The sequence below is a fragment of the Polaribacter septentrionalilitoris genome (assembly GCF_009832745.1).
GTDB classification, from domain to species: Bacteria; Bacteroidota; Bacteroidia; order Flavobacteriales; family Flavobacteriaceae; genus Polaribacter; species Polaribacter septentrionalilitoris.
Map to the genome: position 1 here is coordinate 1 of NZ_VRMJ01000004.1, position 19,852 is coordinate 19,852.

Here is a 19,852-nt window from a genome sequence, read left to right on the forward strand (position 1 = left end):
GCTAACAAAATAGGCTATAAAACCGCTAAAAGAAGATTTAAAATGGAACTCAGAAATTTAGCTATTGCCTTGATAGTTCTAAAATGTGAAGGAAATTTAGACCATTTTGAAACCTAAAAAAATGGCCAGAATTTCTTCCGACCATGACTAAGCATATTGCTCCCTTTTTTTATGATTTTATTAAAGGTTGTTTTGAAATATTTTTATTTTACTTCGGTTTTAGGTTAATTACAAAACAGAGCAATTAGTCTTACAAATTGTTATTTTTCTAAGAGAACGCAGATAGAACCTGCTAAAATTTCTTTTTCACTAAATTTATGATAATCAGGATGAAGTTTTAATTCTTTATACTTTAGGTATTTATCTGAATTTTTATCTACTGTGTCATATTCGATATGAGTTATTTTAAAACCTGAATTTTCAAAAATTGCAATATACTCAGGAAGTCTAAGTCTATTATGGTAATCGAATTTTGTTTGAATTCTATTCCATTCTTTTTTAGAGTATTTCAAAAAATCATAAAGAGATAAAGTTTTATCAGAATAGGCTCTATGATCTGAAGGAGAAATTAAATGAAGTATTTTTATGTCATTATTGAGTTCGTTATAAAATTTTTTGTGCATATTTTCAATATCGATAGGAGTAACATGTTCTAGAACAAATCTTGAATAAATTAGTTTAATATCTTTTTCAATAGATGCGTTAATTATATTTTTTTTTGGATGGTAATCTATAAAATTTGGTAAATTCAAATTATTACATTTTCGGGTCTTGAAATTTGTTTTTTTAAAGTGTTTTAATGTTAATTTAATTCTCTTATTACTATAGTGTTTATTTATATCGTATGTAATAATTTTTGAAACCATAAATTTCAATTTTATTAAAATAGGCATAATTGGAACCCATCCTGAACCAATTTCAATGATTTTTTGATTTTTTAATTCAATATTAGATTCATTTAAAATAGATTCAATCTTTTTTAGGCTTTGAAAATTAGAGTTAACTTTTGTTTCAATTTCATTGAATGATTTTTTTTGAAGAGAATGATAAATTGAATATCCTAATTTATTAGGTAGTTTATCAAGAATTTGTAGAATAATAGTTTTTTTCTGATGATATTTCATTTTAATATTTTACTTACTTACGTCTATAAAAGGGTATAATGTTTAATAAATGCAGTTAGTAAAGTTAGTTTTTTAATATTAAAAAATCAATAATTATAAATACTTGTTTTAAAGTTAGCCATTTGTAATTGTTAGTTGTTCATGAGCAATTTCTAGAGTATCTATAGCAACTTTATTTCCATCAGATTTTAAAGCTGTACTTGTAATTTTTGTAGGAAATGCATTGTCCAATTGCCACTGCATGGTTACTTTTCCTGCTTCATCTAAGAGTTTAATAAGAACTGTACGCCTTGTAATGGTGTTCATTTTAATTTCGCTATACCAATTCCAAAAGGTATTGTCATTTACAAAAACACCTCGTTTTAAGGTAACATTTCCATATTTTGCAATCCTAGGCATTTTAAGTGTAGAGAATAGTTTGCTATTGCTTTTTCGGTATTCTATATTTTGATTTTCTACATCCATTCCAGACACTTCTTGAAAAGGAACACCTTTCAATTCAGTTCCTAAATCAACTTCAAATCGAAACTTTGGCATTGGCCAAGATACCTCTTCTTTACTTTCGTCATCTGCCATATTATGCGTTTTAGTAGTGATTAAACATTCTGAGCTAATTTATTTGATTAGACAAAGAAAATCAATGCGTGTAAATACTTGTTTACAAAAAAACCAAGCGTTAACTTGGTTTTATCAATTGTATTTTTGTGGCTGTATTATCCTAAATAAGATTGTAATACTTTTGTTCTAGACTTTGTTTTTAAAGTTCTAATAGCTTTTTGCTTTACTTGCCTAACACGCTCTCTAGATAAATCAAACTTTTCACCTATTTCAGTTAAACTGTAAGCATTTTTGCTGTTAATTCCATAATACATTTTTATAACTTTAGCTTCTTTATAAGATAAGGTTGCTAGGGCTCTATTAATTTCTGTAGATAGGGATTGTTGCATTAAATTCTTGTCTGGTTTTGGAGATTCACCAGATTGCAAAACATTATACAGATTAGAATCTTCACCTTCTCTAAAAGGTGCATCCATAGAAATATGTTTTCCAGAATTTTTCATGCTTTGTGCTACACTAGTTACGGTAGTATCTAGCTCATTGGCAATTTCTACATAGGTAGGCACACGTTCATTCTTTTGCTCTAATTTAGAGTATATTTTATTTATTTTGCTAATGCTACCAATCTTATTTAGTGGTAAACGTACAATTCGAGATTGTTCTGCTAGAGCATTTAAAATGGATTGACGAATCCACCAAACAGCATAAGAAATGAATTTAAAACCTCTAGTTTCATCAAAACGATTTGCGGCTTTTACCAAACCTAGATTTCCTTCATTAATTAAATCAGATAATTTTAAACCTTGATTTTGATATTGCTTAGCTACAGAAACCACAAATCGTAAATTTGCTTTCACCAACTTGTTGAGCGCTCTATGATCTCCTTGTTTAATTTTTATTGCCAATTCAACTTCTTCATCAGCAGTAATTAAACCAATCTTGCTTATTTCTTGAAAGTATTTTTCTAAAGATTTAGCGTCTCTGTTGGTTACTTGTTTTACAATTTTTAGTTGTCTCATATAGTATATCTAGTTTTAATGTTATATAAATAAGTTACAATCGTCACAGTTTTTAATATTACCATTATAGGTTTCACGATATTGATGAATAGTTTGTAGCGGAATAAATAAAAAATATTTCTTAATAGTTGTAACTCTTGAGTTTAACATCCCCATTGCTGAAGAATAATATTTTTGATATTTTGTTTTTCGTTTTATATGTATAATTTTCATAAACGCAGATTTTTATAAGCACCAGTAGATATGGAACTTGTAGTAAATAATTCTTTAATTTTGGATGGGTAATTATTTTCTTTGAAAAGAAATGAGGAAACTAGAAAACAGGAGGTATAAATTTATCAGATTGATTTTTGAAGACTGTCAAATCAAAATTATAAACCCTTATGTTTCTTTTACAGTAAATTGAGGAATTTCTCATGTGCTGCAAAAATACAAAAAAACAGTCATTTTTACTAAAAAATGACTGTTTTTGTTTGGTTTTTATTGATTTTTAATCAAAAAAAATTAAAATTTTAGGGTAAGACCAACTAAGAAATTTCTAGTGGCTTGAGGGTAATATCCAGCACCGTCAACTGTAGTTATTGTTCCTGGGTTAGACCAATTATCATCATATGTATAGTAATATCCTCTGTCTACATATTCTGCATTAAAAATATTATTGATTAAAGCGGTAATGGTAATGGTATCAAAAATCTTGTTTGGTTCTATTTGATAAACAATGTTTAAATCACTTGTAAAAAAGCTATCTAAAATATCATCATTTGAAATTGCACTACTAAAATTGCTCATTAATTGCTCGCCAACATATTTAGATAAGAATGAAAACTGTAAATTTTCTGCAGCATTATACGTAAAGATATTACCTAAAACTATACTTGGAGAAAAAGAAATATCAGTATTGCCTAAAGGTGTAGGAGTTGGGTTTCCATCTCTTGTAATAAAAAAGTTTCTGTTTTTATTCTGACTAAAAGCAGCATTTGGTCTAATAGAAAAGGCGTCAGAAATGGTAATGTCTGCATCCATTTCTAAACCTAGCCTGTAACTACTTCCAGAAGTTGCTCTCACTGGCGCTCCAACATTATCAATAGCTCCTGTTAAGACCAATTGATTGTCATAATCCATGTAATAGATATTGGTATTTAGTTTGATGTTTTCTGTCTTTAAACGCCATCCAAATTCGTAATCAAATAAGGTTTCTGGAGTTGTAACTCCGCCTTCAAAATCGCTTCTATTTGGTTCTCTATTGGCAACTGCAAAAGAAGCATATAAGTTATTGCTTTCATTTAGATTATAGGTAAAACCAAATTTCGGATTGAAAAAATTGAAATCAGCATCTACATCAATAGGTATTAAATCTGAAGTAATTCCAAGGGTTTGATAGTTTACAAAACGTCCTTGTAAATCTAGATAACCAGATAATTTCTCACTGATTGCAAAATTTGCTTTTGCAAAGATTGAGAAGTCTGTCTTTTTAGCATCAGAAAAATAATAACGATCTCTAATACTAACATTAGGTGCTAGATCTTCTCCCCAAATAACTTCACCAAAGTGATCTCCTTTGTAATTAGAATAAGAGATTCCTGAAATAAAATTAATTTTATCTGTTTTGTAGTTGGTGTTAAAGTTTACTACATAAAAATCATTATCAAGCCAACGTCTTACAATTACATCTGTTCCATCTGCAATTAAATTGTTAAAATCAGCAGCATCTTCATCATCTTTATATTGCTCAAAGAAACCTGAACCTTTGGTATAGTTTAGACCTAAATTGGTGCTCCAATTTTCACTCCATTTTTCATTCCAATGCAATTGATAATGGTCTTGTTGATAATCATCAACTTCGTTATCATATAAATAATGGTTGTATCTTCTATCAGAATTTCTAATATTGTTTGCTTGTTCTGCATTTAGACCTTCGTTTATGATAAAATCTTCAATACCTTGTATGTCTCCTGTTAATCTTACCTCAGGAGTGCCATACCATGCTTGATACGTTTTTTCTTTTCCTCCAAAAGTGATGGCTTTTATCAACGTGTTTTCATCAGTATAACTTGCTTGTAAATAATACGATTTCATATCAGCAAAGGCTCTATCGATATAACCATCAGAATAAATATTAGACAAACGACCTGCAATTTCTATGTGGTCATTAATTTTTCCTGTGCTAAACTTTACAGTGTGTTTTCTTGTACCAAAAGAACCAAATGAGTTCGAAATTTCACCATAAGCTTTATCAGCAACAGCATCTGTTAAGATGTTTAAACTCGCACCAAAAGCACCAGAACCATTGGTTGATGTTCCTACACCACGTTGCAATTGTAAATTTTGAGTAGAAGAAGCAAAATCTCCTAAATTTACCCAAAATGTTCCATGACTTTCTGCGTCATTATACGGAATTCCGTTTACGGTTACATTAATTCTTTCTCCGTTAGAACCACGTACGTTCATGTAGGTATACCCCACACCAGCACCAGCATCTGATGATGAAACTACGTTTGGTAAATAGTTCATTAAAATAGGAATGTCTTGCCCCAAGTTACGTTTTGCAATTTCTTTTTTAGATAAGTTAGAAAACGTTACAGGAATCTCTGCACTTACACGAACTGCAGAAACCAAAACTTCTTCTAATACTGTAGATTCTGAGTTTAGCTGAATAACAAAATAAGTGTCTTTTGTAATTTCAACCTTTTTAGAAATGGTTTTGTAACCAATAAAAGAAACTTCTATGGTAAATGTTCCTTTAGATAGTGGTAAACTGAACTCGCCATCAAAATTTGATGTGGTCCCTTTTTTGATTTCCTTTGCCAAAATACTTGCTCCTGGTAAAGGTTCTTGATTTTTATCTACAACTTTTCCTGAAAGTGTAAATGTCTGGGCGTTTGCAAGAATACTTACAAACAAGAATAAAAAAAATGATATTTTTTTCATTTTAAAAAAATTTAAAACGAATAAAAAGAGGCAATTATTCTTGATGTTATTATTGAATAATTAGATTTTACAACTTAAAAAAGTTGCGTTTTCCTAAACAGCATTACCTGTTCTAGGTTCAATGGGTATGATCTCAGCCTTTTACAGCACCCCTTTATGAGAACGCTGCAAAATTAAGTAGGAATTTTTTAATGAGAAATAAAAAACTAGTTTTTTTCTTCAATTAATTCATAACCTTGGTTGATCCCTTTTTCTATGGCAGGAACACCTTTATCCATCCAAACTGGTTTTGGAGCTCCTTTTAAATAATAATCAAAAAATTGTGCCATTCTTATGTTAAAATCTTTTCTGTTTTGAGTTTTTAATGGCCAATGAGGTTCCCCATTATAATTTAAAAACCAAGAAGGTTTTTGTAATCTTCTTAAAGCTGTAAAAAACTCAATTCCTTGATACCAAGGTACATGTCCATCAGCATCATTGTGCATGATTAGTAAAGGTGTGTTAATTTTATCAATATTAAATATGGGTGAATTTTCGATATAACGTGCTGGATATTGCCAAGGAGTTCCTCCAATTCTACTTTGTGTATGTTCATATTGAAATTGTCTGCTCAATCCTGTCCACCATCTTATTCCGCCATAAGCACTAATCATATTTACTACAGGAGCACCAGATTCTGCTGCTTTAAAAATATCTGTTTTCGTCACCAAATACGCTATTTGATAACCTCCCCAACTGTGTCCTTGCACCCCAATATTATCTTTATCTATAAATCCTTTTTCAATTAAAGAAGTTATACCAGGAATTACACAATTAAACGCACTTTCACCAGGATAACCTTCTCTATAATATACATCAGGATTAAAAATTACATAACCTCTACTGGTGTAAAAACTATAATTTATGGTTGATCTCCCAGGAGAAGGAGCAATGTGTCTGTGCAATCTGTCTGAGCTTTTTTCATAGAAATTTACAATCATTGGGTATTTTTTGTTTGGATCAAAATTTTCTGGTTTTACTAACATTCCTGTTAGTTTTTTACCATCTAAAGATGTCCAATTTACCAATTCATTTGTTCCCCAATTGTATTCTTTTTGCTGAGGATTTGCATCACTTATAACTTTACTATTTTTAAAATTAATATCAGAATAACGAATATTTGGGAATTCAGTAAAAGATTCTCTTGTATATATAATAGCATCATCTAGAACTGCTTTTTGTATTCTAGAATAGTTGTAATCACCCTCTATGAGTTGTTTTCCTTTTTTGTTTTTTGGATTATATTGATAGTATCCAGAAGCTTTAGTTTGCTCATTAAAAGTAGAAAATAACCATTTACCTTTTGGATTCAAAAATTGTTCTTCACGATCTAATTTAACATATCTATAAACAGTATTATTTTCTCTTCCGTTTGTAATTTTTGTTGATTTTCCTGTGTCTGGGTTGAACTCCCAAATGTCAAATCTATCATATAAAATAAGAGAATTGTCATCTTTTGTCCAGCCAGCAGTTCCGTAAGCTCTAGGAGTAGAAGGTGAGTCATGCAACTCATTATAAAAAACTTTGTTAGCTGTTAATTCCTTAAATGTTGAAGTCGAAATGTTGTATGTAAACCAAGTTTTATCAACATTGTTATACCCAAAGACGTATTGTCCATTTGGACTTAATCTTACGTTTCTAGAAGAAATTTTTGTCAATATTTTTTTTCTATTCCCTGTTTTTACATCAACAATTGCAATATCTCTTAAACGTAAAGCATCCCACTGACTTTGTATTTGATAGGGTTCAGGATTTTCTACCAAAGCATGAGCAGCATTTCCTTCACTTCCTAATCTAGCACTAGGATATTTGGTATTAGCAATTTGAACTATTTTGTTGTTTTTAAGATGAATTACAGTTTGATATGATTTCTTTTTATCGTTTTTTACTTGCAATTCTTGGACAGTATACAAACGAGGTTCGTTGTATGTCCAAACTTCTACATTTACAATTTCTTCAGCAATTAAAGTAGTGTCTTTTACAATTTCTGGCGTGGCCAAACCAAAAAACAATTTTGTTTCATCTTTCGAAAAACTGATTCTTCCGTAAGCAGAAACTTTATATCCTTTAGGGCTAGAACTATTATCTGCAAGTTTTTGAGCCGTTTTTAAACCTTCTTTCCAATGGTATAATTCGTTAGGTCTTCTTTGAGTTTTTGTAGTGTCTTTATCTACAACAAAAGCCAAATTTTTACCAGTTTCACTAAAATTAAGTTGATAGTATTTTGCTTTTTCATTTTGATAAATAGTATTGAGTGTATTATTTTTTAAGTTGTAAACCTGAACACTAGAGTTGTCTTTTTTAGTATCACCTGTAGTTGTAAAAGCCAGAAATTGTCCTTTTTCAGCAAAAGTATAATGTGTCACAAATTTAAAAGTATCTTGTTTTTTGTTTGCTAAATTTTTTAAAACAAGGTGATATCCGTTTTTAGCACTCGCTTTTTTTTCTTTCTTTTTTGAACCTTTTTTCTTTGCAGTTGTTTCAAATTGATAAGCGATGAAGCCACTCCATTTTAAGGGAGTTTTATACGATTTAATATTTCCGATTTTTGTAAGTGATTTAGATCTTATATCATAAATACCAATAGAGTCTTTTGGGAGTTTGTTCTTTTTCACCTTTCTTCGCTTTAACTCTGTAATACTATCTTTCCAAGCTTTAATGATGAAAACAGCAAATTTAGAATCGTATGAAAACACTCCTTTTGATGCACGATTGTAAGTAAAAACAGTATTAGCTTTACGATCTTTTATTTTTAAGAAATTGTCTTTTTCTCCTTTTTCTAAAGAATACATAATATAATCTCCATTAGGAGAAATTGTGGTGTTTTTAATACTGTTCCAGATGTCAAAATCTGCATGATCTAGTACTTTTTTTTGAGAAAAAGAAAGAAGTGTACAACAGGTAAAAAGAATAGAAAGTAGGGTTTTCATAAAAAAGAAATTTAAAGACTAAATATACTATAAAACAGCAACTTCTTTTAGAGGAATCTACAATAATTTTTTTCGATTGTTTTTCTTTTCAGAGTGTTTCTTTTTAGAGTCGAGTCTTTTTTTAATTGATGCTTTGCTAGGTTTAGTTTTCTTTCTTTTTTTAGGGCGAATAAGACTTAGTTGTATTAATTCTATAAAACGTTTAATGATTATTTCTTTATTTCTGTGTTGAGATCGAGATTCATCACAAAATAAAATCAATACATTTTCTTTGGTGAGTTTTGAAGAAAGTTTGGTTTTTAAACGCTCTTTTTCACTTTCTGAAAGCGAGGTAGAATTTTCTAAATCAAAAGAGAGTTCTATTTTAGAAGATACTTTGTTTACATGTTGACCGCCCGCTCCAGAGCTTCGAATCGCTTTAAAGTTGAGTTCTTTAATAATTTTAGAAGAATTCAAAATTAAAAACTACCTACTATTCTTACGCCTGTAAATTCAGGAGAATATTGAGGTATTATATTATAACTAATATGCTTTTCTTTTGTTGGAGCATCAGAAATCCCTCTTTTTTTCCAACTACTTAGAACTATAGATTTTCCAATAATAGTTCCTACAATTCCACCTAAAACAATATCACTTATCCAATGATTATGACTTTTTATATCAGATAACCAAGCAATACCCATTAATCCATACGGTATCCAGTAATTATTATATTCCATTTGAAAAACTTTTGCTAAAGCAAAGTAAGTTGTTGTATGAAGTGAAGGTAATGCAGAACCTTCTGGACTTGCAAAAAATAATTCTTTTCTTGCATTAAAGAAGTCCCAATTATTATTTGTAAAAGGGGCTACAGCAGGTTCAGAAAGGGGTCTGTTTGGTCTATTTCTACCGAATAAAGTTTTTAATCCTAACTGAGTGATTAATCCTGAATATTGTATCGCTTTTAAACTATTTATAGCAGCATATTGTCCTCTTTCTTTATTCATTAAGAAAGCACCAAAGTAATTTATTATAATTGGATAAGTCAAATAAGCATTATCTCCAGAAATCCATTCTTTTCCTCTGCCTCCTCCAAAAACACCTATCCTTGGTAACCTATAGTCTATATTAGGTTCAATGTGATTGTGATAAAATTTGGTTGTTATTTTATCTACGGCAATTAACCCAATAATACCAGCAGCATAGTATCCAGTTTTTTTCCAATCATTAGAAATCTCATTGCCCATAAAAACAAAATCACCCGGAATTGTTAGAATACTATTTTTTATAACTTTACCTGACGTTTGAAATATGTTGTCTTTTTTTACTTTTTTATTATTTTGAGAATTAAGACTATAAAATGATAAAAGGATTATAATTAATAGTGTTATTTTAATAGTTTTCATAGTTGTAGTTTATTTATTTTTGAATTAAAAAAAGTGTATTTATGTATTTAAAGTATCAGAAAACAACAATAAATTTTCTCTTTTTGCAATGATTTTATCAATGGCATTTGCGGCAATTTTTAAACGTGTTTCTTTATCGCCTTTTAATAAAATATAATTCTTATTGTGTGCTCTTAAAGCGTTTTCAAAAGTAGTAAACATTTCTAAACGCTGTTCTGGTCTGTCTCTTAAATCATCTTCTTCCCATGGAGTATCAATATAAGTTAGTAAATACAAGTCATATTGATTTTTACGAGCAGCTTCATCTAATTGTTCGTCTACAAAACCACCATAGAATTCTTGAGAATAGACTTTAGTTTCTAATAAATCAGTATCACAAATTAAAAGTTTATCTGCTTTTTTGGCTAATTTATTTTCTAATTTCATTTGTCCAATTGCAATGGGAATTAAATCTTCTTGTTCACAAGTTTTACGTTCGTTATTCCACTTTTTTTGTAAATATTCTCTTGCGTACTCAGGAGCCCAAACAGTATTGTAATGACGGGCTAAGTGACGAGAAAGTGTTGTTTTTCCTGTAGATTCTGGTCCAAATAAAACAACTTTTACAATGTTGATTGGGTTTTGTCTAAGCTTTTTTTCCACGCGATATATCCTTGTATGGCTAAAATAGTGAAAATTAAGTATTGTAACGATAACATTCCTAATCCTCTATAAGCATAAAGCGGAACTGTGATAAGATCTGCAAAAATCCAAAGAGTCCAATTTTCTAACTTTTTGTTGGCCATATACCACATGGCAGTAAAGAAAATACCTGAGGTAAAAATATCTATATAGTTTTCTGTTTTAATTTCTGTACCAAAATAATTGTAAACTCCATAAGTAACTACCATTGTAAGAACAACTAATAAAATTCCAATAATTTTTTCTTTAAAAGTAGTTCTAGAAATTGGTACAACAACTTTGTCATTTTTCTTTCTAGACCAGTTCCACCAACCATAAATACTCATAATTGAGTAGTAGAAGTTCATCATCATATCACCAAAATATTCCGCTTTGTAGAGTAAGTATACTGTAATGATAGTTGCAATTAAACCAGTTGGATAAACTAAAATATTTTCCTTTTTTGCATACCAAACACTTGCAATTCCAAATACAAAAGCGATGGCTTCTAGAACAATAAAACTTGTGGGTGTATTTTGATACGTATTTAAAAAGAAGTCTACAATTTCTGACATTTATTGTTTTTTAAGTTGATTAAAAAAGGTTTCATCATTTTCAAAAGCAGTTCCAATAACAACAATATCTGCTCCAGCAGCAAAAGCATTTTCGAGTTGTTTTTTAGAACGAATTCCCCCACCAGCAATTAAAGGAATATTCAAATTGTTTTTTACAACAGAAATAATACTTGCGTCTACAGGCACTTTAGCTCCTGAACCAGCTTCTAAGTAGATGAGTTTTTTACCTAACAATTCTCCTGCTTTTGATGTGTTTTTAATCAATTCTTTATTGTTTTGAGAAATAGGTTTTGTATTACTAACTCTTAGGGTGGCAGTTTCTTTTCCACCATCAATTAAAATATATCCTGTTGGTAAAATCTCTAAAGTAGTTTTTTGTAAAATTGGAGCAGCCTTAATTTGTTGTTCAATTAAATACTCAGGATTTCTGCCTGACAATAAATTTAAAAATAGAATTCCGTCTGCTGTATTTGTGATTTGCGTAACATCACCAGGAAATAGAATAACAGGCAGTTTTGTTACGTTTTTTATAGCAATTACAACATTTTTAGTTTGATTGTTTTTATCAGTACTTCCACCAACAAAAATATGAGTTGCAATAGATTGGTGAACTTTTTCAAAAAACAAAGGAATGTTTTCAATATCAATCTTTTCAGGATCAATTAAAACTGCAAGAAGTTTTTTACCCTCTTTTTTTGCTTTTAAAATGTTTTGGTAAATACTCACGGTTGCGAAAATACAAACTTTGTAACTTTGTAACTTTCAACTTTGCAACTATTTTCAATACGCAAACACACAAGTAAACCCCTCAAATTCTAAAAATTTAATGTTGTAAGAAGATTCTTCACCATTAAAACGAATTTCTCCTGTAGTTTTTTCATCAGCAAATTTGAAATCTTCAACATAAATATGATGTAAGAATAAGAGTTTTTTCTTTCCATAAATCTTATACAAACTCTCTTTTGCTCCCCAAACAATCGTCAGTTTCAAAATTAATGCATCAACATTAGCGATTGTTTTGTACTCTTCAATTGGTGTAAATTTATGGGCGATTCTTAAAATTTTTTCACGCTGTTTTTCAATATCAATACCTACTTCAGTTTCGTAAGAGAAAATGATAGCTGTAAAATTAAAAGAATGGGTAATCGAAATAAAACGACCATTATTTAAATGAGGTTTTCCAAATTTATCATACTGTAAGTCGTCATCTGTTAATCCTATTTCTTTTAACAAGTACCTGATGGATAAAAAACCTTTTTGATGGATTTCAGATTTCATCGAATTTAATCGTGATTCACTATTTGTTGTTAGTGTAATTCCTGATTTTAATTCGTCAATTGTTTCTTCAATCTTCCAAATCAAGACTTTAGTTGCAGGGTTAACCGTTAAAGTTATATAAAGTGCCATACTATTTTAAAAAGGATGTCGTATCTTTGCAGTCGCAAAAAATAGATTTTAAATATACAAAAATATGAGTGCAACAACAGCTTACGTACCATTTAAAGTTAAAGATATTTCTTTAGCAGACTGGGGAAGAAAAGAAATTGAATTGGCAGAAGCAGAAATGCCAGGGTTAATGAGTTTGAGAGAAGAATATGGAGATGCTCAACCTTTAAAAGGAGCAAGAATTGCAGGATGTTTGCACATGACAATCCAAACTGCAGTTTTAATTGAAACATTACAAGCTTTAGGAGCTGAGGTTACTTGGAGTTCTTGTAATATTTTTTCTACCCAAGATCAGGCTGCTGCTGCAATTGCTGCTACTGGAACTCCTGTTTACGCTTGGAAAGGAATGAACGAAGAAGAATTTGATTGGTGTATTGAGCAAACCTTATTTTTTGGTGAAGATAAAAAGCCATTAAATATGATTTTAGATGATGGTGGAGATTTAACAAACATGGTGTTAGATAAATATCCAGAATTGGCTGAAGGAATCAATGGATTATCAGAAGAAACAACAACTGGAGTTCACAGATTGTACGAGCGTGTAAAAAACGGAACGTTACCAATGCCAGCTATCAATATTAACGATTCTGTGACAAAATCAAAATTCGATAATAAATACGGTTGTAAAGAATCTGCGGTAGATGCGATTAGAAGAGCAACAGACATTATGTTAGCGGGTAAAAGAGTTGTGGTTTGTGGTTATGGTGATGTTGGTAAAGGTACAGCTGCTTCTTTTAAAGGTGCAGGCTCTATTGTTACTGTTACAGAAATAGACCCAATTTGTGCGTTACAAGCAGCTATGGACGGTTTTGAAGTGAAAAAATTAGAAACTGTGATGGGTAATGCAGATATTATTATCACAACAACAGGAAATAAAGATATCGTAAAAGCGGAACATTTTCAAGGCGTAAAAGACAAAACAATCATTTGTAATATTGGACATTTTGATAACGAATTGGACATTGCTTGGTTAAATGATAATTATGGCGATACTAAAGTAGAAATCAAACCTCAGGTTGATAAATATACCATTGATGGAAAAGACATCATCATTTTAGCAGAAGGACGTTTGGTAAACTTAGGTTGTGCAACTGGGCACCCAAGTTTTGTAATGTCTAACTCATTTACCAATCAAACGTTGGCGCAAATTGAACTTTGGAACAATGCTGATGCTTATGAAAATAAAGTATATATGTTACCAAAACATTTAGATGAAAAAGTGGCAAAATTACACTTGGCTAAAATTGGTGTAGAGCTTACTGAATTACGTAACGATCAAGCAGAATATATTGGTGTTACTGTAGAAGGTCCTTATAAACCTGAGCATTATCGTTACTAATTAGTTATGGCTTTTGGTTGTTAGTTATTAGTAGCAACTTGAATTTAAAAGCTAAATGTCATTTCGACCTTGTGGAGAAATCTCATAAAACTTGAAAACCTTTCCATTAATTTGGGAAGGTTTTTTTATTTGGGCGCCTGCCTGCTGCAGGCAGGTTTTAACAGACTGGAATTTATATTGAGCGAAGACGAAAAACTATATCTTTTTTTCGTTCCTCAAAAAAGGATGTCGTTTCTATCCTTAACGCGGGTATCGTCTGCTAAAAAAAATGAGAATAATTTATATATTGTTTTACAATATCAATTTTCTTATTTTGCACTAGATTAATCAATCAAAATGCAACCCACCAAAAAAATAGGTCTATTCCTAGGTCCTTTATTATTTTTCATTATTCAGTTTTTGCCAATAACCTTTGTATCTCAAAAAGGAGATGCAGTAATTGCAGTAGCTGTTTGGATGGTCATTTGGTGGATAACAGAAACTGTAAACATTGCAGTTACGGCCTTGTTGCCTTTGATTTTATTTCCGCTATTAAAAGTAATGCCTATTGCTGATGTAGGTGCAAATTATGGTAGTCCAATTATCTTTTTATTTTTTGGTGGTTTTGTCTTGGCATTGGCTTTAGAAAAAGTGAATTTGCACAGAAGAATTGCTTTAACCATTGTAAAATTCACAGGTGCTACTCCAGAAAAAGTAGTTTTAGGTTTTATGTTAGCCACTGCTTTTATGAGTATGTGGATTAGCAACACAGCTTCTACAGTAGTAATGTTACCAATCGCAATTTCAGTAATTAAACTTTTGATAGATGACAAAGACGGATTTACAAAAGGCGATAAAAACTTTGCATTAAGTATCATGTTAGGCATCGCTTTTGCAGCTAATGCTGGTGGAACTGCAACTGTAATTGGTACACCACCAAACTCAGTTTTAATTGGTTTGTTAGAAAATCAGTATGATATTCAAATTTCATTTTTAACTTGGATGAGTTTTGGTTTGCCTTTTTCACTAATTATGATTGTTGCTGTCTATTTTGTGTTAGTAAAATGGATGTTTCCTTGCAAAGGAATTTTGTTTACATCTTCAGCAAATTTAATTCATCAAGAATTAGAGAAACTGGGTAAAATTTCATCAGAAGAAAAAAGAGTACTCACTATTTTTGCAATTACTGTTTTTTTATGGATTACAAGAACATTAATAAATTCTTTTTTTCTTGGATTAAAATTATCTGATACAATTATTAGTTTAATAGGTGCTTTAGCTTTGTTTGCAATTCCACTAAATTTAAAAAAAGGAACTTTTATTCTAGAATGGAAGGATACTAGCAAATTGGCTTGGGGAATTTTACTATTATTTGGTGGCGGTTTAGCCCTTGCCAAAGGAATGGCTTCTTCTGGTTTAGTAGATTTGATTACAGATACTATTGCAGCAGGAGAGTTTAATATTTTACTCACAGTTTCATTACTCATTATTCTAATGTTATTTATGACAGAATTGATGAGTAACGTGGCTTTAGTAGCTGTTTTAGCACCTGTTGTAGCTGGAATTGCAATTGGGTTAAATATCCCAATTTTGAATTTATTAATTCCTGTAACTATGGCAAGTAGTTGTGCTTTTATGCTACCTATGGCAACACCACCAAATGCTATTGTTTTTGCAAGTGGTTATGTAAAAGTGAATCAAATGGTAAAGGCAGGAATAATTCTAAACTGTATTGCTGTTGTATTATTGATTTTGTATTATCAGTTTGTAATCCCTTTATTCTTTTAGGATTTATTTATCACTAGAAAATTCTAAAGAACTATTTTTAGAAGATTTAAGTTCACTTTTTCCTACTTTAAAACTAGAGTTTATTTTCAATAAAACAGGATAAACAAGACCTATTGAAAATAAAACTCCACCTAGAATCAGCAGGTTCTTAATTTCGGTAAATGTATTTCCTGCAGTTAAGATTCCTAAAATTAGAATTACAGAAATAGGTAATGACAATGCTAAAATGGACAAAGCAAAATTGGCGTCAAAAGTTTTATCACTAGTGTTTTCTTTTTTCTCTTTAAAGTTCACTGCAGAAATATGAGCAAAAGGCCAAAAACTACATGCACTTAAACTAAAAGCAATCATCACTAAAATATCTTTTTTGATATTGATATCTGCGAAGAAAATAATTCCTCCAATAAAAATTAAAGTAAAACCAGCTCTTAAAAGTAACAAAGAAAATAATTGAAAGAATTGACGTTTCTTTATTTTAACAGCTAATCCAATAAAAATCAGTACCAAGGGAGTCATGATATAACTTAGACGCGTTAAGGTAATTGACAAATAATTAGGGAGTTTTTCTAAGGTAATTCCGAAAGAAACTAATGTTAAAGCAACAATTATAAACAAGTTTACAGGCTCATATAATAAGGTTTTAGCTAATGATTTTAGTTTAGTTTTAAGTGAGTTTGCTTCGAAATCAGCATGTTTATAATGCCATTTTAACGCTACCAAATAGAGTAGAAAAAGTACAAAAAATTTATTTCCTAGATCTGTCATGGCAGCTTTTGCTAGAGATCCATCACCTAAAAACTCTAAAATAAAAGGGAAACAAGACAAGCCAGGAGCTAGAGAGGGGATAAGTATACGAGCACTTCTCCCTTTTTCAGAATTGATATTGATGCCTATTGCAGTAAGTAAAAGAGGCGTGATAGCAAATAAAATTACATTGAAACCTAATGCTAGAAAAGGAAACAACACTAAATTGCTGTCTATTTTTACTTTTAATAATGCTATAAAAATTGTTGCTGGTAAAGCAAGTGTTAAAATTAAACTTTTTAAACCATTTGTTTCATCTCCAGTAGAAATCTTCTTTTTTAAGAGGATTCCTATGAAAATAAAAAGGAGAAAAGAAATGGTTTTTTCTAAAGCACCATCCATAGACTATGCAAAAATTTCAGAAATGGCATTGGTAAATGTTTTCATTTCATCTAAAGTACCAATACTAACTCTACACCAATTTTTATCCCAAAATTTAAATGCTCTAACAGCAACATTTCTTCCGTAAATTTCTTTTAAAAATTTTTTTCCTGTCATTGGGATTTCGAAAATGACAAAATTGGTTTGAGAAGGTAAAAAAGAAAAATTATTTTCTTTTAAATACCCCATTGTATATTCTCTAGCTTCTGTAATTTTTGTTTTACAATCGTCTAAGAAATCTGTATTTTCTAAACTAGTAGTTGCTGCAGCGATTGATGGACCAGTAATCCCCATTCCACCACGTGTAATTTCAGAAATGATGTCTAGTGTTTCTTTTTTACCAATAACATAACCAATTCGTAAACCTGCCATTCCATGAATTTTAGAAAAAGTTCTGGCAACAATTACATTTTTACCTTCAGCTACTAAGGAATTCATGGAATCTTTAATTCCGTTTTTAGACAATTCAATGTAAGCTTCATCCACAAAAACAGGTACTTTTTCTGACACTCTGCTACAGAAATCTTTTAGTTTTTTTGCATCAGTAATTGATCCTGTTGGATTGTTAGGATTACAGATGTAGACTAATTTTGTGTTTTCATCAATACCTGCTTCCATAGCATCTAGGTCGTGCTGTGAATCGTCTAATAATTTGTAAGATTTCCAGTTTCCACCAACAGATTTAGCGACAACAATTAAAGACATATAACTTGGGTCTGCACTCACAACATTACCCCCATTTTGGAAGAATACCATTGCTACTTTTTCTAACAAATCTGATGAACCAGGACCCATTAAAATCTGATTGGGATTGATGCCTTCATTTTTGGCAATCTTTTCTTTTAAGTTGTTTAGTGTTTTCCAAGAATATCTATTTCCAGAAAAGACTTCTTTTTGAAAAGCTTTTGCTGATTTTGGTGGTGGTCCATAAGGATTTTCGTTAGCTCTTAAAATAGTAAGTGGAGTTTCTTCTTTTAAAAGTGGAGGAGTATACTCATTGAAATAATTATTTGAATTGTATAAAAAAGTACGATTCTCTTTTTGAGCAGTGAGAACATTAGCACTCCAAATTTCATGAGGAACAAGTGCCATAGCACCTAAAGTTAGTGTTCCTTTTTTTAACCATTCGCGTCTGCTTAAATTTGTTGATTTCATTAGTTGGTAGTGTTAAGATTTTACATCAACTAAGTTATAAAACAATTTGTTTTTTGAAGTATAGATTTTTCAATAAAAATCATAAATATTTAGGTTTTATTGAAAAATAACTTTTAAATATGATTAATTGATATTTATATTTTATTATAAATAAGGTTTTAGTGATAATTATGCAATTCAGTTAACCCAACCAACCATCACGATCTAAACTTCTGTATTGAATAGCTTCTGCAATATGATCTGGAGAAATATCTGAGGTATTAGCCAAATCTGCAATTGTTCTAGAAACTTTTAAAATTCGATCATAAGCTCTTGCAGAAAGATTGAGTTTTTCCATCGCAGTTTTTAAAAGTGATAGACTTTCTGGTGATAATTTACAGAATTCACGAATCTGCTTTACACTCATTTGTGCATTGTAATGAATGTTTTCAAAGTCCTTAAAACGTTCTGATTGTAATTCTCTAGCAGCAGTTACACGTTTTCTAATTTCTACTGATGATTCTCCTTTTCGTTCTTCTGATAATTTTTCGAAAGGTACAGGAGTCACTTCTATATGAATATCAATTCTATCTAATAATGGTCCAGAAATCTTGCTTAAATAACGTTGCATTTCTTGTGGTGATGAGGTCATTGGAGAATTTGGATCATTAAAAAAACCAGAAGGACTTGGATTCATACTCGCAACCAACATAAACGATGATGGATAAGTAACCGTAAATTTTGCTCTAGAAATGGTAACTTCTCTATCTTCTAAAGGTTGACGCATTACTTCTAAAACTTCTCTTTTAAATTCTGGTAATTCGTCTAGAAACAAAACCCCATTGTGTGATAATGAAATTTCTCCTGGTCTTGGATATTGTCCTCCACCAACAAGAGCAACATTTGATATGGTATGATGAGGACTTCTAAATGGACGCGCATATAACAACCCTTCATTTTTAGTTTTTCCAACCACAGAATGAATTTTTGTTGTTTCTAAAGCTTCATGAAGCGTCATTGGTGGAAGTATAGAAGGTAATCTTTTGGCTAACATTGTTTTTCCAGATCCTGGAGGACCAATGAGAATAATATTATGACCACCAGCAGCTGCAATTTCCATACAACGTTTTATAGATTCTTGACCCTTCACATCAGAAAAATCAAATTCAGGGAAGTCTATATTCTTATAAAATTCTGCTCTTGTATCTACTATTGTATGTACAATTTTTTCATCATCATTAAAATGATTGATGACTTCTAAAATATTATCAACACCTAACACTTCTAAGTTATCTACAATAGCAGCTTCCTTGGCATTTTCTTTAGGCAGAATAAAATGTTTAAAACCTTCTTCTCTCGCTTTTATAGCAATAGGCAAAGCACCTTTTATAGGTTGCAAACTTCCGTCTAAAGAAAGTTCTCCCATAATAATATAATCCTGAATATGATTTGATTCTATTTGATTTGAGGCTGCTAAAATTCCCATAGCCAAAGTCAAATCATAAGCAGCACCTTCTTTTCTGATGTCAGCAGGTGCCATGTTAATGATAATCTTTTTACCAGGAAGTTTGTAATTATTATTGTTTAATGCAGCAGAGATTCTATAAGAACTTTCGCTCACGGCTTTATCTGGTAAGCCCACTAAATGGTAACCAATTCCTTTATCAATATTTACTTCAACTGTAATCGTGGTTGCCTCAATGCCAAAGACGGCAGAACCATAAACTTTAACAAGCATTCTTTTTTCTTTAAAAGTAAAGAAA

17 protein-coding genes are annotated in these 19,852 nt (G+C 30.6%); 2 read left to right on the plus strand and 15 right to left on the minus strand.

Annotation, left to right across the window (positions count from 1 at the left end):
• Positions 1-260: 260 nt before the first annotated feature.
• The 12 genes from FP421_RS00035 to FP421_RS00090 form a co-directional block, all read right to left on the minus strand.
• Positions 261-1,124 (minus strand): hypothetical protein, encoded by an 864-nt coding sequence (locus tag FP421_RS00035; protein ID WP_159946304.1) that lies wholly within the window; start codon positions 1,122-1,124, stop codon positions 261-263.
• Positions 1,125-1,238: 114 nt separating this feature from the next.
• The gene (locus tag FP421_RS00040) at positions 1,239-1,700 is read right to left on the minus strand and encodes a phage tail protein (RefSeq protein WP_159946306.1); all 462 of its coding nucleotides are present in this window, start codon (positions 1,698-1,700) and stop codon (positions 1,239-1,241) included.
• Positions 1,701-1,837: 137 nt separating this feature from the next.
• Entirely contained in the window at positions 1,838-2,701 is an 864-nt protein-coding gene (locus FP421_RS00045; protein WP_159946309.1) for a sigma-70 family RNA polymerase sigma factor, read from the minus strand.
• Positions 2,702-2,722: 21 nt separating this feature from the next.
• A complete protein-coding gene (locus FP421_RS00050; protein ID WP_159946311.1) occupies positions 2,723-2,914 on the minus strand; it encodes a hypothetical protein in 192 nt (63 codons plus the stop codon).
• 291 nt (positions 2,915-3,205) lie between these two features.
• Entirely contained in the window at positions 3,206-5,629 is a 2,424-nt protein-coding gene (locus tag FP421_RS00055) for a TonB-dependent receptor (protein ID WP_159946313.1), read from the minus strand.
• Between the two features lie 206 nt (positions 5,630-5,835).
• Positions 5,836-8,598, minus strand: coding sequence for a S9 family peptidase (locus tag FP421_RS00060; RefSeq protein ID WP_159946315.1), 2,763 nt, complete (start codon positions 8,596-8,598; stop codon positions 5,836-5,838).
• A 57-nt stretch (positions 8,599-8,655) separates the two neighbouring features.
• Positions 8,656-9,054, minus strand: a complete 399-nt coding sequence (gene arfB, locus FP421_RS00065) for an alternative ribosome rescue aminoacyl-tRNA hydrolase ArfB (protein WP_159946317.1) — start codon at positions 9,052-9,054, stop codon at positions 8,656-8,658.
• 2 nt (positions 9,055-9,056) lie between these two features.
• Complete coding sequence (locus FP421_RS00070; protein WP_159946319.1) at positions 9,057-9,983, minus strand: phosphatase PAP2 family protein; 927 nt, start codon at positions 9,981-9,983, stop codon at positions 9,057-9,059.
• A gap of 39 nt (positions 9,984-10,022) precedes the next feature.
• Positions 10,023-10,625 carry an AAA family ATPase gene (locus tag FP421_RS00075; protein WP_159946321.1) on the minus strand — a complete coding sequence of 201 codons (603 nt, stop codon included), beginning with the start codon at positions 10,623-10,625 and terminating at the stop codon, positions 10,023-10,025.
• Positions 10,586-11,218, minus strand: a complete 633-nt coding sequence (gene pnuC, locus FP421_RS00080; RefSeq protein ID WP_159946323.1) for a nicotinamide riboside transporter PnuC — start codon at positions 11,216-11,218, stop codon at positions 10,586-10,588. Before pnuC ends, FP421_RS00075 begins: the two co-directional genes overlap by 40 nt.
• Positions 11,219-11,944 carry a geranylgeranylglyceryl/heptaprenylglyceryl phosphate synthase gene (locus tag FP421_RS00085; RefSeq protein WP_159946325.1) on the minus strand — a complete coding sequence of 242 codons (726 nt, stop codon included), beginning with the start codon at positions 11,942-11,944 and terminating at the stop codon, positions 11,219-11,221. It abuts the gene before it with no gap.
• Positions 11,945-11,998: 54 nt separating this feature from the next.
• Positions 11,999-12,625, minus strand: coding sequence for a 4'-phosphopantetheinyl transferase family protein (locus FP421_RS00090; RefSeq protein WP_159946327.1), 627 nt, complete (start codon positions 12,623-12,625; stop codon positions 11,999-12,001).
• A gap of 64 nt (positions 12,626-12,689) precedes the next feature.
• On the opposite strand from FP421_RS00090, the gene ahcY reads away from it, so the two are divergent.
• Together ahcY and FP421_RS00100 are read left to right on the plus strand one after the other, a co-directional pair.
• Positions 12,690-14,003 carry an adenosylhomocysteinase gene (gene ahcY / locus FP421_RS00095; protein WP_159946329.1) on the plus strand — a complete coding sequence of 438 codons (1,314 nt, stop codon included), beginning with the start codon at positions 12,690-12,692 and terminating at the stop codon, positions 14,001-14,003.
• A gap of 336 nt (positions 14,004-14,339) precedes the next feature.
• Complete coding sequence (locus FP421_RS00100; protein WP_159946331.1) at positions 14,340-15,770, plus strand: SLC13 family permease; 1,431 nt, start codon at positions 14,340-14,342, stop codon at positions 15,768-15,770.
• A 3-nt stretch (positions 15,771-15,773) separates the two neighbouring features.
• Here the strand turns inward: FP421_RS00100 and FP421_RS00105 are convergent, their stop codons facing one another.
• The 3 genes from FP421_RS00105 to FP421_RS00115 all read right to left on the minus strand — a co-directional run bounded on the left by FP421_RS00105 (position 15,774) and on the right by FP421_RS00115 (position 19,827).
• Complete coding sequence (locus FP421_RS00105) at positions 15,774-16,916, minus strand: AEC family transporter (RefSeq protein ID WP_159946333.1); 1,143 nt, start codon at positions 16,914-16,916, stop codon at positions 15,774-15,776.
• 3 nt (positions 16,917-16,919) lie between these two features.
• On the minus strand, positions 16,920-18,110 hold the full coding sequence (locus tag FP421_RS00110) for a pyridoxal phosphate-dependent aminotransferase (protein WP_159946335.1): 1,191 nt from the start codon (positions 18,108-18,110) through the stop codon (positions 16,920-16,922).
• 181 nt (positions 18,111-18,291) lie between these two features.
• A complete protein-coding gene (locus tag FP421_RS00115; protein WP_159946337.1) occupies positions 18,292-19,827 on the minus strand; it encodes a YifB family Mg chelatase-like AAA ATPase in 1,536 nt (511 codons plus the stop codon).
• Between the last annotated feature and the right edge of the window lie 25 nt (positions 19,828-19,852).

What these genes read in the sequence shown, in the direction of transcription:
- FP421_RS00035 (WP_159946304.1), bottom strand. Translation starts at nt 1,124, where the DNA reads ATGAAATATCATCAGAAAAAAACTATTATTCTACAAATTCTTGATAAA.
- FP421_RS00040 (WP_159946306.1), bottom strand. Translation starts at nt 1,700, where the DNA reads ATGGCAGATGACGAAAGTAAAGAAGAGGTATCTTGGCCAATGCCAAAG.
- FP421_RS00045 (WP_159946309.1), bottom strand. Translation starts at nt 2,701, where the DNA reads ATGAGACAACTAAAAATTGTAAAACAAGTAACCAACAGAGACGCTAAA.
- FP421_RS00050 (WP_159946311.1), bottom strand. Translation starts at nt 2,914, where the DNA reads ATGAAAATTATACATATAAAACGAAAAACAAAATATCAAAAATATTAT.
- FP421_RS00055 (WP_159946313.1), bottom strand. Translation starts at nt 5,629, where the DNA reads ATGAAAAAAATATCATTTTTTTTATTCTTGTTTGTAAGTATTCTTGCA.
- FP421_RS00060 (WP_159946315.1), bottom strand. Translation starts at nt 8,598, where the DNA reads ATGAAAACCCTACTTTCTATTCTTTTTACCTGTTGTACACTTCTTTCT.
- FP421_RS00070 (WP_159946319.1), bottom strand. Translation starts at nt 9,983, where the DNA reads ATGAAAACTATTAAAATAACACTATTAATTATAATCCTTTTATCATTT.
- pnuC (WP_159946323.1), bottom strand. Translation starts at nt 11,218, where the DNA reads ATGTCAGAAATTGTAGACTTCTTTTTAAATACGTATCAAAATACACCC.
- FP421_RS00090 (WP_159946327.1), bottom strand. Translation starts at nt 12,625, where the DNA reads ATGGCACTTTATATAACTTTAACGGTTAACCCTGCAACTAAAGTCTTG.
- ahcY (WP_159946329.1), top strand. Translation starts at nt 12,690, where the DNA reads ATGAGTGCAACAACAGCTTACGTACCATTTAAAGTTAAAGATATTTCT.
- FP421_RS00100 (WP_159946331.1), top strand. Translation starts at nt 14,340, where the DNA reads ATGCAACCCACCAAAAAAATAGGTCTATTCCTAGGTCCTTTATTATTT.
- FP421_RS00105 (WP_159946333.1), bottom strand. Translation starts at nt 16,916, where the DNA reads ATGGATGGTGCTTTAGAAAAAACCATTTCTTTTCTCCTTTTTATTTTC.
- FP421_RS00110 (WP_159946335.1), bottom strand. Translation starts at nt 18,110, where the DNA reads ATGAAATCAACAAATTTAAGCAGACGCGAATGGTTAAAAAAAGGAACA.
- FP421_RS00115 (WP_159946337.1), bottom strand. Translation starts at nt 19,827, where the DNA reads ATGCTTGTTAAAGTTTATGGTTCTGCCGTCTTTGGCATTGAGGCAACC.